Annotated in this window: 16 protein-coding genes and 1 pseudogene; 6 read left to right on the forward strand and 11 right to left on the reverse strand. The window is 47.4% G+C overall.

Features of this window, described 5'->3' with window-relative positions; all coding sequences use genetic code 11:
* Positions 1-201: 201 nt before the first annotated feature.
* From folE to NC994_RS03660, 6 genes are all read right to left on the reverse strand, one after another.
* Positions 202-906 (reverse strand): GTP cyclohydrolase I FolE, encoded by a 705-nt coding sequence (folE, locus tag NC994_RS03635; protein ID WP_190412364.1) that lies wholly within the window; start codon positions 904-906, stop codon positions 202-204.
* A 114-nt stretch (positions 907-1,020) separates the two neighbouring features.
* Positions 1,021-1,746 (reverse strand): SDR family oxidoreductase, encoded by a 726-nt coding sequence (locus tag NC994_RS03640; protein WP_190412363.1) that lies wholly within the window; start codon positions 1,744-1,746, stop codon positions 1,021-1,023.
* 299 nt (positions 1,747-2,045) lie between these two features.
* Positions 2,046-3,029: an acetyl-CoA carboxylase carboxyl transferase subunit alpha gene (gene accA, locus NC994_RS03645; RefSeq protein WP_190434300.1), complete on the reverse strand. Its 984-nt coding sequence runs from the start codon at positions 3,027-3,029 to the stop codon at positions 2,046-2,048.
* Positions 3,030-3,217: 188 nt separating this feature from the next.
* Positions 3,218-4,243, reverse strand: coding sequence for a long-chain acyl-[acyl-carrier-protein] reductase (locus NC994_RS03650; protein ID WP_190412361.1), 1,026 nt, complete (start codon positions 4,241-4,243; stop codon positions 3,218-3,220).
* A 164-nt stretch (positions 4,244-4,407) separates the two neighbouring features.
* Positions 4,408-5,994, reverse strand: a complete 1,587-nt coding sequence (locus tag NC994_RS03655; RefSeq protein WP_190434302.1) for a B12-binding domain-containing radical SAM protein — start codon at positions 5,992-5,994, stop codon at positions 4,408-4,410.
* Between the two features lie 97 nt (positions 5,995-6,091).
* Positions 6,092-6,787: an aldehyde oxygenase (deformylating) gene (locus NC994_RS03660; RefSeq protein ID WP_190430702.1), complete on the reverse strand. Its 696-nt coding sequence runs from the start codon at positions 6,785-6,787 to the stop codon at positions 6,092-6,094.
* 140 nt (positions 6,788-6,927) lie between these two features.
* Here NC994_RS03660 and NC994_RS03665 point away from each other — a divergent pair, with 140 nt between their 5' ends.
* Together NC994_RS03665 and NC994_RS03670 are read left to right on the forward strand one after the other, a co-directional pair.
* Positions 6,928-7,773: a carbohydrate ABC transporter permease gene (locus NC994_RS03665; RefSeq protein ID WP_190430701.1), complete on the forward strand. Its 846-nt coding sequence runs from the start codon at positions 6,928-6,930 to the stop codon at positions 7,771-7,773.
* 91 nt (positions 7,774-7,864) lie between these two features.
* Positions 7,865-8,128: a transporter suffix domain-containing protein gene (locus NC994_RS03670; RefSeq protein ID WP_190430700.1), complete on the forward strand. Its 264-nt coding sequence runs from the start codon at positions 7,865-7,867 to the stop codon at positions 8,126-8,128.
* Positions 8,129-8,183: 55 nt separating this feature from the next.
* Here the strand turns inward: NC994_RS03670 and NC994_RS03675 are convergent, their stop codons facing one another.
* Positions 8,184-9,221: a hypothetical protein gene (locus tag NC994_RS03675; protein WP_190434304.1), complete on the reverse strand. Its 1,038-nt coding sequence runs from the start codon at positions 9,219-9,221 to the stop codon at positions 8,184-8,186.
* A 121-nt stretch (positions 9,222-9,342) separates the two neighbouring features.
* On the opposite strand from NC994_RS03675, the pseudogene NC994_RS03680 reads away from it, so the two are divergent.
* Positions 9,343-9,435 (forward strand): annotated as a pseudogene (locus tag NC994_RS03680) (DUF433 domain-containing protein); the annotation flags it as partial.
* A 110-nt stretch (positions 9,436-9,545) separates the two neighbouring features.
* Here NC994_RS03680 and NC994_RS03685 read toward each other — a convergent pair.
* From NC994_RS03685 to NC994_RS03700, 4 genes are all read right to left on the reverse strand, one after another.
* Positions 9,546-10,046, reverse strand: coding sequence for a DUF4278 domain-containing protein (locus NC994_RS03685; protein WP_190430698.1), 501 nt, complete (start codon positions 10,044-10,046; stop codon positions 9,546-9,548).
* A 354-nt stretch (positions 10,047-10,400) separates the two neighbouring features.
* Entirely contained in the window at positions 10,401-11,363 is a 963-nt protein-coding gene (locus tag NC994_RS03690) for an alpha/beta hydrolase (RefSeq protein WP_190412353.1), read from the reverse strand.
* A gap of 119 nt (positions 11,364-11,482) precedes the next feature.
* Positions 11,483-11,986, reverse strand: coding sequence for a DUF4112 domain-containing protein (locus NC994_RS03695; RefSeq protein ID WP_190412352.1), 504 nt, complete (start codon positions 11,984-11,986; stop codon positions 11,483-11,485).
* Positions 11,987-12,106: 120 nt separating this feature from the next.
* Positions 12,107-12,304: a hypothetical protein gene (locus NC994_RS03700; protein WP_190434305.1), complete on the reverse strand. Its 198-nt coding sequence runs from the start codon at positions 12,302-12,304 to the stop codon at positions 12,107-12,109.
* 333 nt (positions 12,305-12,637) lie between these two features.
* Here NC994_RS03700 and NC994_RS03705 point away from each other — a divergent pair, with 333 nt between their 5' ends.
* The 3 genes from NC994_RS03705 to panD all read left to right on the forward strand — a co-directional run bounded on the left by NC994_RS03705 (position 12,638) and on the right by panD (position 14,202).
* On the forward strand, positions 12,638-12,829 hold the full coding sequence (locus tag NC994_RS03705; protein ID WP_190412350.1) for a hypothetical protein: 192 nt from the start codon (positions 12,638-12,640) through the stop codon (positions 12,827-12,829).
* Positions 12,830-13,092: 263 nt separating this feature from the next.
* Complete coding sequence (locus NC994_RS03710; protein ID WP_190412349.1) at positions 13,093-13,608, forward strand: inorganic diphosphatase; 516 nt, start codon at positions 13,093-13,095, stop codon at positions 13,606-13,608.
* 201 nt (positions 13,609-13,809) lie between these two features.
* Complete coding sequence (gene panD / locus NC994_RS03715; protein WP_190412855.1) at positions 13,810-14,202, forward strand: aspartate 1-decarboxylase; 393 nt, start codon at positions 13,810-13,812, stop codon at positions 14,200-14,202.
* Positions 14,203-14,204: the final 2 nt, after the last annotated feature.

A 14,204-nucleotide genomic window follows, 5' to 3' on the forward strand; every position in this document is an offset into this window, starting at 1 on the left:
TTGCAACATTTAGACTTCTTAGCCTCCCAATTTATCGGGGGTGGGGGAATTGTTAATGTAGCGCTTCATGAACCAAATGGTATAAAAACCCAATTCATTAACCGTTATAGGGACACGGCAAGGCCGTGTCCCTACTTTAAGAAATTAGGAGTTTTCTCTTTATGAGGAGCGAAATCTCCCTGCTATTACTGCCAACAACGCTTAAAAGAAAGCGGGTTGGTGACGAATTAAATTAAGGAACTCTTCACGAGTTTTTTGCTCGTCCTGAAATACGCCGACCATCGCACTGGTAACAGTCCAAGAACCGGGCTTCTGGACGCCTCGCATTACCATACACATATGGGTAGCTTCCATGACAACAGCGACTCCCTTCGGCTCAAGAATCGTCTGCACCGCTTCAGCAATCTGGCGCGTCAGCCGTTCCTGTACCTGCAAGCGGCGAGAATACATCTCAACAATCCGAGCAAGCTTGCTAAGACCTACCACTTTTTGGTTAGGGATATAGGCGACGTGCGCCTTACCCATAAATGGCAGCATATGGTGTTCGCAAAGACTAAAGACATTGATATCCCGGACAAGAACCATCTCGTTATGACCCTCATCAAAGATAGCTCCGTTGACAAGGTCTTCTAGCGACTGAGTATAGCCACTGGTGAGAAAGCGCATTGCTTCTGCTACTCGCTTAGGCGTTTTGAGTAAGCCTTCCCGTTCCGGGTCTTCACCCACTCCCAGTAGCAGCGTCCTTACAGCACTCATCATCTCATCGTTGAGTTCTTCCGGAGGCGGCTGCAAATTGGGTTCTCTACCATTCATTGTGTTGCGGTCAGGTCGCGGCGGAGCAATTTTGGCGCTCAAATCGCCTGATGGGTTAGAGCCATTAGAACCGTGGGAAGAAGCAGTAGTCATGATTCAGTCTTTGTTAGGGTTTGGAGTGGTTAACGGAGTGATGAGTTCGTTAGGGATTTTTTGAGACTGTTGAGTGATGAATTTAGGTTTAATTCGTCATTCAAAACTTACAACTCATAAAACGCCAGCGTTCGGCATTAAGGTTAATTCCTCAATCACTGCCTGTTCTGGCACGAGAGCCATGTGCAGAATCGACTGGGCAACGATTTCTGGTGTTAACATGGCTGAACGGTTCAGTTCGACTTGAACCGTTTCTGTGTCCCAAATTGGGGTATTGACAGCACCTGGAGAGATCGTCACAACGCGAATGCCTTTGGCACGTTCTTCTGCTGCGAGGGTTTTCGATAAGGCAATCAGAGCCGCTTTGCTAACGTTGTAGGCACCCCAGCCAGGAAAAGGTTGCTGACCGGCAATAGATGCCACATTAATAATTATCCCAGAGCCGCGATCGCGCATCGAGGGCAAAATTCCCTGAATACACTGAAACACGCTGGTGAGATTTAGGTCAATCACTTGTTGCCATTCAGATAAAGGTGTTGACATAATCTCGCCGGTGTAGCCCATCCCGGCATTGTTCACCAGAACATCAATCGAGCCAAAGGAGTCAGCGATCGCGGCGACCTTTTCTCTTACCTGCTCAATATCGGCTAGATCCAGGGCATACGCTTTTGCTGTCACCCCGGTCTTCCGAGCAGCTTCAGCGACAGCCTCTAATTTAGACTCAGAGCGGCTGACTAAAGCCACATGGAATCCTGCTTTCGCAAATGCCAAAGCTGTCGCCTTGCCAATCCCACTACTGGCCCCGGTAATCAAGGCACGCCGTTCGATTGGAGAAGTCATCAATTCTTCCCGTATTTTTTGATTAGGTAGCTATCAGCTCTTTGCTTACTTTTCCTACTTGGTTTGGCTACCCTGTAGGAAAGCAAAATAAGCTTAAGCGATCGCCTAGGAGAACGCTTACTACGTAAAGTTCTCATTGTTTGAGTCGTTGTCTACGATCGATTCGCTGTCGCCGTTAATTGCTTGCCAGCTCATCGCTAATTTCTTAGAAGGCAACTCCTCTCAACTGAGAACTTGTAATAATTTGTTACCTTGTTGATTATACCACTCGTCACAGCGTCTTCTAAGGTCAACCCTCGTTAGGCGGAGATTTCCGTATAAACGCCAATACTCCGAAACTTTTGATAACGTAGCTCCCGCCGCTGTTGAGAGGTCATCTGGGAGAGTTCTTCTAAGTTTTGCAACAGAGCATCTTTTAAGATGGCAGCGGCTTTTAGCGGCTCGCCATGAGCGCCGCCAACAGGTTCGGGCAACAGAACATCGAGAATGCCTAAGTTTTTCAAATCCCAAGCCGTAATTTTTAGTGCTGTGGCTGCTTGGGGAGCTTTGGAAGCATCTTTCCACAAAATTGCTGCACAAGCTTCGGGGGTCGCAACGGTATAAACGGCGTGTTCAAACATTAATAGTCGATCGCCGACGCCAATTCCCAACGCACCGCCAGAACCACCTTCCCCGATAACGGTGCAGAGGATCGGGACATCCAGGCGGAACATCTCCCGCAAATTATAGGCGATCGCTTCTCCTTGTCCCCGTTGCTCGGCTTCCACACCTGCCCAAGCTCCCGGCGTATCGATAAACGTGAGAATCGGCATTCCAAAGCGATTGGCGTGTTCCATTAACCGCATCGCCTTGCGGTAGCCTCCTGGAGCAGGCATCCCAAAATTCCGGGCGACATTATCCTTCGTATCGCGGCCCTTTTGATGACCCAGCATCACAACGGGACGCCCACCCAGACGAGCTACGCCGCCGACTAACGCTGGGTCGTCATTCCCACCGCGATCGCCGTGTAGTTCCATCCATTCATCGCTCATTGCCTGGATGTAGTCTAATGTACTGGGACGCCGAGGATGCCGAGCCAGTTGCAGCCGCTGGGACGGGGATAAACTATTGAAAATCTCCTCACGAAGTTGCACTGCTCGTGCCTCCAACTGACGAATCTGATCGGAGACATCGACGTCCTGATCTTCTGCAAGTTCGCGAATTTGGTCAATTCGTGCCTCTAGTTCGGACAGAGGCTTTTCAAAATCTAGAAGTAACGGCTTGCGCTCAGAAGAAGTTGACATAGTTCCTAGTCAGCGATCGGTGGTCAGTAGTGCAGCGACGAGCATAGGGGGTCGCCCTTACAATGCTCAGTAGTCAGTCAGTTGTCAGTAGTCAGCCGTCAGGAGTTAGGAGTCAAAGAAAGAAGTAACACTAGACAAAAAATAACTAGCCTTTTTCTATCAACTGACAACTGACTCCTGACTCCTGACTAATAAGTCAACAAAGGTCGGAATCCATGCCTTACGGAGGATTCACCGATTTGCTCCATCTTCTCCACGGTAATTTGATTGCGTCCCCAAGAAAAGTTGGTGTGCCACTTTTCAAATTCCAATAGCATCGATTCGGCAAAACAGGCGAATAACTGGCGTCCCGGAGCTTCCATCAAATTGACGATTTTCATAATCCGCCAGTCAATATCCAGGGAATGCTCAACAATCCCCCCATTGACGACATAGACGCCCGGATGCTGAATTTTTGTTGACAGGTTTTTCGGGTAGCCCCCATCAATCAGCAAACAAGGTTTTTTCAAAACCGTGGGATCAATTTCCATCCCTTTGGGCATACTGGCTACCCAAACTACAATATCAGCCAAAGGCAGCGCCTCTTCCAATCCCATGATTTTGCCTCTGCCGAGTTCCGCCTGCAAAGCTTGCAATCGCTCTTGCTTCCGGGCAATCAGCAACAGTTCTGGCACTTCAGTTCGAGCATCTAGCCAACGACAGACAGCGCTGCCAATATCGCCTGTAGCTCCACAAACCGCCACAGTTGCTTTACTGAGATCGATGCCCAGCTCTTTCGACACTTCTTCCAATTGGCGACAGATAATGTAAGCCGTATGGGTATTGCCGGTAGTGAACCGCTCAAATTCCAGTTTGATATTGCGAACCTGCTTACTTTCATGCAGGTTGAATTCTTCAAAAATAATCGAGGAAAAGCCGCCCAGCGCACTAATGTTAATGCCATGTTTTTGAGCATGAGCCATTGCGTTGAGAACTTTCCGGACTGCTGTCTTACCTCTCCCACTGGCCAGCATTTCTGGTACAAAGCAAGATTCCACATACCGACCTTCGATTTTTTGCCCGGTAATGCTGGTGACAGTGATGTGATCGACGATTTGAGGCGGAGCGCTACACCAAAAATCTAGCCCTTGATCGGCATATTCTGGGTAGCCAAGCTCTCTAGCCACAGATTGAGCGTGTTGCAAATTAGTAAGGTGACCGATTAAACCAAACATGAATGGTTCTAACTACGCCTCTGGATAGGAAAGGAAGGTGGAAGGGAAAAAATAGTTAAATACTCTTAACAATAGTACAAAAAATTGCCGCTCTTCTGAGCGGCAGGTTGATTTACATTGATAAATGGCTGTTTTCTTGCCTTCTAGCGAGCGAAAAGCTCGGATCAGACGTTTACAAGCGCGGGTTTTTGTTCGGTTGAGGCTGGCGTAGCGATCGGATCGTAGCCGAGCTGTTGGGTAATCCGTTCTCTGGCTAAAAGGCGGTACTCCCAAAAATGCTCTCCAGCGGCACATAAGCCGAGATACATATTTAGGAATTGAGGCTTTTGGCGTAAAATCAGCCAAAGCTGTCGCCAAAATTGACCGCGAATTTCAGGTCGCCGAATGCCCTGATGCCAAATTAACTGGGCGACTAGCCGCAGTCCTTTGCCAGCGGGGAAGTACATATTTTGCGTTCTTCCTGGCGGTGGAACGATGTTGAGGCATTGATTAAAACAGCGTCTGAGATAGTTCTGGGGTTCGTACATTGTCCAGAAGCCTTCTACATACTCTCTGGCAATGTCTGCTAGAGGTCGGCTGGGCGTAAAATTCATCAAGGAATTCTGATCGCCAACTTCGGTGATGCCAACTCCTTCTAATAAACGCTGCTCTTTTTGGAGCCGAGTCCACAAAGCCGTATTCGGCAAGGCCTGCAAAATGCCGAGCATGGGTTGAGGAATACTGGTTTCTTCGACAAAGGCTTGAATGCGATCGCCAGCACCCGCGCGTTCTCCATCGAAGCCGAGAATAAATCCTGCATAAATTAGCATTCCGGCTTCGTTGATCTTGCGACACGCTTCTAAAAGCGGGTTGCGGGTATTTTGAAGCTTTCGAGTGACTTGCAGGCTGTCTTGATCTGGGGTTTCAATACCGAGAAAGACGGCGTAAAAACCGGCTTTTTTCATCAACTGTAGTAGTTCATCATCCTCTGCTAAATTAACAGAGGCTTCGGTCATGAAGGTGAAGGGATAGTTGTGTTCCTGCATCCAAGGAATCAATTCTCGTAGCAGGCGCTTGACGTTGCGTTGATTGCCAATAAAATTGTCATCGACGATGAATAGGGAACCCCGCCAGCCTAAGTCATAGAGGCTTTGCAACTCTGCCAACACTTGACCCGGTTCTTTGGTACGCGGTTTGCGACCGTAGAGGCTGATAATGTCGCAGAATTCGCAGTTAAATGGGCAACCGCGAGAAAACTGAATTGCCATCATCAAGTAGGCATCTCGCTTCAGTAAATCAAAGCGAGGAAGGGGACTTAGGGTAACATCCGGCTTTTCGATGGAGCGAAAAACACCTTTTTCTTGACCCTGAGCGATCGCTTGCAGAAAGTCCGGTACTGTTAATTCCCCTTCATCCAAAATTAGATAATGTGCTCCAGAGGCGAGAGCGTCTTCAGGAACGGACGTTGGATAAGGCCCTCCAACTGCCACTTTTTTTCCTAACTCGACAGCCTTTTTGATCAAAAAGTGAAAATCTTCTCGTTGTGCCAGCATTGCCGATAGAACAACGATGTCGCACCACTCCCAATCGGCCTCCGTCTCAGTCTTCACATTGCGGTCATAAAACTTAATTTCCCAATCTTTTGGCAACAGTGCTGCAACTGTAATAATTCCCAAGGGAGGAATGACCGCTTTGAGTCCAGCGATTTCCATAAAACGGTCATATGACCAGAAAGACTGGGGAAAAGTGGGGGAGAGTAAAAGCGCCTTCATTGACTCCGTCCTCAAATAGATGACTTGGTTTCAGGCAATTCCCCACTCTTACTCTGCACTACCTGACTTGACATCCCCCACAAGTTATACTAAGCAACTATGCAGCGGCAAGCCCGTAGGCTGACATCCGCATGATATCGCGGGTAGTAAAGCCAATATTGCTCAGCGCTTCGCCGTATTGAATCATGAAGTCTTCAACTAAAGATTCTTTGTCCATTCCCAGAATACTGGCATCCTTTTCGACTTCGTTGAGCATCCGCCAGACGATGGGAAGGTTCTGACGATTGGCTGCTTCAAATTCTGCTTTGGATTCCTCGAAATGGTTTTTCAGCCACACTTCGCCGTAGTTAAGATGGCTGTATTCATCTTTAACAACACCCTCAGTAATTTTACGGGCGAAGTCATCGGCAACGGGGATATATATGTTGTAAGCAGCGATCGCAAAGCATTCGATAATTAATGCTTGAATCAGCAAACAGGTCACAATCCCGCCTTCTGCTGCCGCATCTTGGAAATTTTGGTGCAGTCCGGAGAAGAACTTGCGAGCAAATTCTAAATCTGGCGTCACTTCGAGATTCCGCCCGCAGGCTTCAAATCCTTTCTTGTGACGACTCTCCATTTTGGATAAACGGATCAACTGCTCCTTATCTTCTGGTAGCAATTCTGCTAACTTGATGTAATTCTCATGAGCCTCTTGTTCGCCTTCTATCACAATCGCATTGATGCGGCTGTAGGCGTCCTTGTAGGTTTCACTGTGGAAGTCAATTTCTAGGCTGGTTTCAAGCGACGGCATAAATCTCCTGTCTGCTCCTCACGAATAGGTCGATCCTAGACCGACCTAAATTTCTGTGGAATAGTAACGTAACTTAATCTAATAATTGTACTGTACCTATCCTGGAGCCAAACGGGATCAGTCAATTTAAGTAAGTATTCATGCCTAAGAAAAATCCACAGGGTCGATTGTCAGTCACTCAGCTTTCCCATCTGGCGAACCCGCTATTGCTGTTGCTAGGCGCTTGTGTCGTGCTATTACCGCTTGGGATTGTCTTCGTCACCTCTTTTGACAAAGTGGGTGCGACACCTGGAGGAAGCTTCTTTCCATCTCACCCCAGCTTTGCCAACTACCGCGAAGCTTGGAGGCGCGGTAACTTTTTATTAGCGTTTGCCAATTCAACCCTAGTGGCGCTAGCTGTAACGGGGTTTCAGACGATCACCGCTGCACTCGCCGGTTATGCGTTGGCGCGGCTGAAGTTTCAGGGGCGTCAGGCAATTCTGCTGATTGTCTTGGCTACGCTGGTAATTCCCTTTCAACTGTTGGTAATTCCAATTTTTTTGGTTTTAAAGTGGGGACACTTGATCAACACTTACTGGGCGCTGATTTTACCCACAGCGGCGAATGGATTTGGGATTTTTCTGTTGCGGCAGTATTTTCAAACGATTCCAGTGGAGTTGGAGGAAGCAGCGGCGCTGGATGGGGCAAACCGCCTACAAATTCTGTGGCGGGTGATGCTACCGTTGTCTCGTCCGGCATTGGTGACGCTGTTTCTGTTCACATTTATTGGGGAATGGAACGATTTGTTTAAGCCCCTGATTTTTACAACGCGACCGGAATTGAGGACGGTGCAGCTAGCGTTGGCAGAGTTTCAGGAGCAATTTACGAATAATTGGCCTTTGCTGATGGCGGCTGTTGCGATCGCTACGGTACCTGTCGTGTTACTGTTTCTCGTCGGACAGCGTCAGTTCATTCGGGGGATTGCGGCGACGGGGATTAAGAATTAATCTGACGCTTGCAGGGGATGTCTTCTAGATCCCTACAAGATATTGTGCATATATCCTGTCAATCTTGTTACAGTTTGTCACAATCAGGAGTATGCAGAAACTCGGTATATTTTTAATTGTTTTCTCTTTCCTGCCTTGGGTGGCAATCCTCTTAGTGGTGCCCTTGCTACCGCTAGCGATCGCCCAAAAAGCCATATTGGTTCCGATTCTTGCGGTTGTGGGAGAAATTGCCTTTTGGGTAGGTTTGGTGCTAGTCGGAAAAGAAGCCGCAACCAAATATCGGGCTTACTTGAATCCGGGCGCAATTTGGAGGAAGGTTAAAAAATTGATCCGCCCCAAGAAGAGATCGAATTGACCTATCTTGGGATATCTCTGGAGAACCGCGATTAATCGCCTCTGAAGAAAGCGTTTTAGGCGTTATCTGCGATGACTTTGAGGCGAATCGTGCGATCGCCTTCATCATCCAAACTTACCTCCACGACTTCACCCGCAAGGCGTTCCAGGCAAGAAAGGAGCGATCGCAAATGAGGGCTACTTGCGCCAGTGTCTACATACAGCCTATCGGTCAGACTGCCCAGCCGCTTCCAGGTCATGTAAAATTTGGCAATCGTCTGTTCCAGTTGCGCCGCCTGCTTCACCATATCGGCGGCGGTATTTAGACAACCCAGACGCAAAGCTTCCTCTAATGCCATTTCCACGTCAATAGAGGTGCGCTCAATTGCCTGAACTTGAGCGGCGGCGTCTAAGTATTTAGATAAATTCCGGGCATCTGATGTCACCTGTTTAACCGTATCGACATCGGGGTTCCCGGCGACTTCCTCTTTCAGGGCGCTGATGTGAGATTCTGGTAATTTCTCCATTTCCCGCACCAGAGGAGACAGAAATCGGGGGGGAAGAGAACCCGCAGCGGCCTTTTCCTTGACTTCATCTGGTAGCAATTCTGAATTCATGGCTGTCCATTCGTCGGAGAGTTGCCGCACTTCGCGCCTGGTAATGCGATCGCCTTTATTTGCCGCATCTGTCACCAGTTGTTGGATTTCTGGGGAAGCCTTAGAGGTTTCGATGAAGGCGCGTTTGCTGAAGCTACGAATCGCATCCGGGTCAAGATGCCCCTCTTCTAAAAGGGTATCAGCACTATTTGCCAGTTGAATTAAGGAATATGCTTGACTTTTACTGATTTCCCGTTCTTTCAGCCAATTGAGAAATCCGGTACCGCGTCCGTCACCGCCTTGTTTCTCTCGATCGCGCACGATTCGCAAAATCCGCCCCCGCCAGATTTCTGTCTGCAAGTCGAAGCGATCGCACACCAGCCAAGCATTCTCTACTAGCTTCTGAAACTCAAACTCTGGAATCTGCTCATCCTCTGGATCGGGCAGATCGAAATTTAGATCGACTGGGTTCTGAAGGGCAGCAGCCAGTTCGCTGGGAGATTCGGGTGATTGCACCATTAGTAGCGCTCTATGGGGGTCGATCGCCTTATTATGACACAACCCGTAGCCGCAGACTCTCTAGCACAAAAGCGCGATCGCTGCAACGTTAAAATATAAGCCAAGTCTTACAGAGGTAAATATGTCAACTATCACCGACATCGGGACATTAATTGTGCGTACTCCAGAAACCTGTGGAGGTCGTCCGCGAATTGCAGCGAGGAGAGTTTCTGTTTAAGCAATCGCCCTAATCCAACCAGAGCAACAGCATATTTTAAGTGCAGGTTGCTTGCAGCAAAATTCGCTCAATTGCTACCGTTGCATCTGTGGCTAAGATTCTGGCGTTTATTTTGATTCTTCAACCGGAGGTATAGGGGAAGCTTGAGAAATCACGGTAGCGCCTCGATATTTTAATCCCGATGTCGGTTGAGACACCGGCATATTTTCTGTTTTGCGGACTTTACAAACCTGACCCCGGTATTTTCCTGTAACTTCAACTTCTGCTACTTCAACAGTTGAAGAGGTGGATTCGTAGTTAATCCCGCGATAGCTGAGTTGAGTCTTGTCGTCTTCCTGAAATTCAGGTTGAGGCGCAATCTTAGGCTCAGATTGCGTGTCAAATTGAGCATCGACTACAGGCTGACATTGCTGCAAAAGTCGTCTTGCGCTTAGCAGTACGACCAATAGCAGCAATACCTGAATTTGCCAAGGCGCTACAACCAAACTTACAAATAAACCAACAAGAGAAATTGCGGCGGCGAGATAGGAAATTTCGTCAGCAGAATTTTGAAGGATATAAACAGCTAGCAAGGTAATCGCTAGCGGCATGATGAAAGACAAGGACATATTTATCACTTCTGAAGTTACCTCTGAAACTAGAGTGCGAAGTGTATTTAAAAATATAAGCGAATTATTACTAATCAGCCTACTACTGGTGGATTAATTTGGCTCATCCTTTTGGTTGAACAGTTGAATCCTAAATCGGTCGTATTTAAGAACTGGCTGAGGTTCCAAGCAGAGAAGAAACTATCATAACTGGCGGGAAAGCGATCGCAACCTAACAATACGGCGACACATCTCTCTCATCGCTTGCCTTTGGCGACGGCGCGGACTTTGTTTATATAAGCTAGTAGGTGCGGGATCTCCCTGCACCTAGTGGAGTTTGGAATTAAATGAACAATACTTAGCGTAACTTTACCGCTAAAAACGATACAAAGACTCTGAATTTAGAAAATCTGTATCGCGCATAAACTCAAGAATCTCGGACGCGATCGCATCTGCGTGACTTCCCGCCGCATCATGACCGCAGTTGGGAATAATCTTAAACTTAGAGCTGGGCATACAGGCATGAAGTTTTTTGCCATCAGCAACTGGGAACCATTGATCTTGATCGCCCCAGAGAATCAGAGTCGGACACGCGATCGCACTCAGGTTATCTTGTACGTTACGAATTAAATTCGGTTCATTCTTTACCAATCGCTGAATTTCTTGCGCTGCGTGTTGTAAATCTTCGGCAGTTTTTGTCAAAGCATTCGGAAATTCGACATACGGATAAGTAATCCAGTAAACTTCTTCGGGTGTAATTCGTGTCCAATCCACTACAACTTCCCGACGCCCGAAGGCTACAATTTGCCACAGTAGCGGTGCAAACAGTTGAGTCACGCGCAAGTGATCCGCTATCTTAACTAAATCTAACGGCAAATCTGCTAATAACTGCATCCCCCAAAACGGCAATCGTTTGAGGAAAATCGGTACATTAATTACAACTAATCTATCGAACAAATCTGGATGCGCTTGGGCGGTGGCGAGGGTCACTAATGCCCCCAAAGATAGGGCTACCACAACAGCCGGTTCATCGCATAACGCTCGCACGATCTGCTCTAGTTCGAGCGATTGATGACCGAGTATTTCCGGGTGTGATGGCATCTCGGAAAAACCGTGTCCTTTCGCATCGAAACAGATAACGCGAAAATGTTGTGACAATGGCTCAATCGCGTAACGCCAATTGTAGCTCCAGCTCGCCATTCCATGCACTAAAAATAGCGGTTTACCTGTACCTTTTTCGCCATAAGCAATTTTTACAGGATTCCCGTTAGCATCAGAAATGGTTATCGTTTGACGCCCGTTTGGAAATGTGGCTTCCCACCAGTCTTTCTTACTCATCTGTTGTACAATTCCCTTGAGAATCGAATTCAAGGGTTAGCCAATAAACTTTGCTTGCAAGGAATTAAAAATATCAGATTGGAAAGGAGAAACGAATTAAAGTTTTTAATTTTTAATTTTTATTTAGTTATCGTTTGCCACAGCAGATTCAGGATAAAAAGACTAAAAGCAGCAATGCAAATCACAAAGAGCATCAACCCACCCAACAGCAGAATGATAAACCACCAATCTGCCTTTTGACTCTGCCGAGGAGAAGCGAGATGAGCTTCTAGAAGCATCATGTTTTTAGCATTCGCTTTCCAGGTAGCGTCAAAGAAATCCCCCAACACCGGCACAGTGCCAACTAAAGTCTCAAAAATAATATTTAGCACCATCCGCACCAAAGCTTCTCGTGGTAGACCCAGCAGCGCTGCCTCCAGAACGATATAGCCTGACAAGGCACTTCCTAGTATATCCCCGCCTCCAGGGAGCAGTCCAAGTAGAGGATCGATGCCCACGCGGTAGGAAGTTCCCGGAATCGCGATCGCATTATCCAGAATATAAGTAAGCGATCGCAGGCGCTTAATTCTAGCTGACTTGGCGTCCGTCGATCTTATAGGAGGCTTGGGAGGAGGCTGAGACATCAGAATCGATAATGGGGGAGTGAGTAGCGGATAGGGAAAAAATCGTTACCACCTACTACTGACGGACAAGGAACAAAGCTTCGTCTTGCTATTGGAACGTCTTGCTGTTGGCATTAGTGTTCAACACCTCAAACCCATCCCTTCTGGAGGTACGGAAGACATTTCTTGCTCCATATCCGTTAGCGTTGTCAGCGTTGAGCTAGGAGTTGCAACTTGTTCGATTTGAGTCAACAGGGTTTGCGCTTGTGTCTCTCCCTTATCAGCCAGTTGCTCTAGGTAGAGCTTGAGTTCGTCGGCAAGGGCACTGGGAAGGTACATGGCTACCACTCCGTCTTCCGGTGTGAGCTTCTTTTATGCATCATAGCTTCGTCGGGCACTAGAATTCAGCCCCGATTCTTGCAAGTTAACAACTTGCAAGTTAAATGTTTAAACTAACCTAAAATTTCTCCTCCTTTCAAGCTTTAATCTTCTATTCCCAAAGACGGTTGACATCTATCAGTGTGTTTGATAGCACCTATCTATAGGTTGAGATTGTTTAATAGACGACAGACAGCTTAGAAGAACTCGCTAGAATTAAGAACAGAGGAGGTTCAAAATTTCCCCTCTTTTCACTGTTTCATTTGATCGTGTTGAGTTTGCAATTATCTTTTTATGGAATTAAGTAGCCAGTCCTCTAACTCTTCTGACCAACCTCCTCCGCAAAGGTGGGCAGAGTTACTAGGAACTGCAATTGCTTTGTTGACCTTGACCTTACCTGTGTTTGCGATCGCTCACTACTCTCCAAGCGGCGCTCAAAGCTTGCAGCAGCAAACCAGCTATTCAATCCCGATACCCGAAGACTGACCTTCAAGATACAACAAATGGATATCGCGTAATCCTGGAATCTGGGTAAACAGAAGATTCTGTGTTGACCTTCTTCCCGTAGAATGCTCACAAGGGCTATCTGAAAGGATGAAGGATGAAGGAGGAATATTCTGATTCCTCCTTCAACAACGGGTGCGATTCGTAGCGGCTGTAAAGTAACTACGTTAAGCCTCTACAGCCTTCAAACTGACATCAGGGCACCCCCAATACTTTGTGTTGCTTGGAGAAACTGGAGAAACGTTTTGGATTTAACACGCATTCCTGCTCAACCCAAACCAGGTCTCATTAACGTTCTGGTTGAAATTACCGCTGGTAGCAAAAATAAGTACGAGTACGATAAGGACTTACAAGCCTTTGCCCTAGACCGGGTGCTTTATTCTTCGGTGCAGTACCCCTATGACTACGGCTTCGTACCCAACACCCTAGCAGATGATGGCGATCCCCTGGATGGCATGGTGTTAATGGAAGAGCCAACATTTCCAGGGTGTGTTATTCAAGCGCGACCTATCGGAATGTTAGAGATGATTGACGGGGGAGATCGGGACGAAAAAATTCTGTGCGTTCCCGACAAAGATCCGCGCTATGCCCAAGTCAAATCTCTCAAAGACCTTGCGCCACACCGACTAGACGAAATCGCAGAATTTTTCAAGACCTACAAGAACTTAGAGAAAAAGGTCACAGAAATTCTGGGTTGGCAAGATGTCGATAAAGTGATGCCGCTGGTGGAACAATGTATTAAAGCTGGCAGCAAAGGGTAGGTCTACGAGCGCTAGGTGAGCAAACTAGGAAAAAATTGAGGGATGAAGTGGTTTGAGAACGTTAGAATCAGCTTTAGCTGAGAAAACTTTTCATGCGCCGAACCCTAGTGCTGATAGATACAACATGAGGAAAGTGCAGGCATAGCAGGAGAAGCAATCAGCGCCTTGCACTTTCTCAATGGTGTTAATTACCTTTCTTGTATGCAGCGATCGCTTCTTCTATCAAAAATTCATAGTTGCACGCTTACTAGGGCAAATCTTGACTATGTAGGGAGTATCAGTATTGATAGAACCCTGTTGGATGCCGCAGGTATACTACCTTATGAACAGGTACAAGTCGTGAATGTCTCGAATGGAGAGCGCTTGATTACTTATGCAATCGCGGCACCGGCAAATTCAGGGGCAGTCGAACTCAATGGTGCGGCGGCTCGTTTGGGCATGAAGGGCGATCGCTTAATCATCATGACCTACGGGCAATTTAGCCCAGAAGAACTGAAAACTTATCAACCTAAAGTTGTCCTCGTAGACGGGCAAAATCGGTTAATAGAAGTCCGCCGCTACGACGATCTGCTAAGCGTGCAGCTAACTTCTTGAGC

This window comes from Trichocoleus sp. AS-A1 (genome assembly GCF_039962015.1).
GTDB lineage: Bacteria > Cyanobacteriota > Cyanobacteriia > Cyanobacteriales > FACHB-T130 > FACHB-T130.

Coding starts and splice junctions, on each gene's coding strand:
- folE (WP_190412364.1), bottom strand. CDS start 906: ATGACTACTGCTTCTTCCCACGGTTCTAATGGCTCTAACCCATCAGGC.
- NC994_RS03640 (WP_190412363.1), bottom strand. CDS start 1,746: ATGACTTCTCCAATCGAACGGCGTGCCTTGATTACCGGGGCCAGTAGT.
- accA (WP_190434300.1), bottom strand. CDS start 3,029: ATGTCAACTTCTTCTGAGCGCAAGCCGTTACTTCTAGATTTTGAAAAG.
- NC994_RS03650 (WP_190412361.1), bottom strand. CDS start 4,243: ATGTTTGGTTTAATCGGTCACCTTACTAATTTGCAACACGCTCAATCT.
- NC994_RS03655 (WP_190434302.1), bottom strand. CDS start 5,994: ATGAAGGCGCTTTTACTCTCCCCCACTTTTCCCCAGTCTTTCTGGTCA.
- NC994_RS03660 (WP_190430702.1), bottom strand. CDS start 6,787: ATGCCGTCGCTTGAAACCAGCCTAGAAATTGACTTCCACAGTGAAACC.
- NC994_RS03665 (WP_190430701.1), top strand. CDS start 6,928: ATGCCTAAGAAAAATCCACAGGGTCGATTGTCAGTCACTCAGCTTTCC.
- NC994_RS03670 (WP_190430700.1), top strand. CDS start 7,865: ATGCAGAAACTCGGTATATTTTTAATTGTTTTCTCTTTCCTGCCTTGG.
- NC994_RS03675 (WP_190434304.1), bottom strand. CDS start 9,221: ATGGTGCAATCACCCGAATCTCCCAGCGAACTGGCTGCTGCCCTTCAG.
- NC994_RS03685 (WP_190430698.1), bottom strand. CDS start 10,046: ATGTCCTTGTCTTTCATCATGCCGCTAGCGATTACCTTGCTAGCTGTT.
- NC994_RS03690 (WP_190412353.1), bottom strand. CDS start 11,363: ATGAGTAAGAAAGACTGGTGGGAAGCCACATTTCCAAACGGGCGTCAA.
- NC994_RS03695 (WP_190412352.1), bottom strand. CDS start 11,986: ATGTCTCAGCCTCCTCCCAAGCCTCCTATAAGATCGACGGACGCCAAG.
- NC994_RS03700 (WP_190434305.1), bottom strand. CDS start 12,304: ATGTACCTTCCCAGTGCCCTTGCCGACGAACTCAAGCTCTACCTAGAG.
- NC994_RS03705 (WP_190412350.1), top strand. CDS start 12,638: ATGGAATTAAGTAGCCAGTCCTCTAACTCTTCTGACCAACCTCCTCCG.
- panD (WP_190412855.1), top strand. CDS start 13,810: ATGCAGCGATCGCTTCTTCTATCAAAAATTCATAGTTGCACGCTTACT.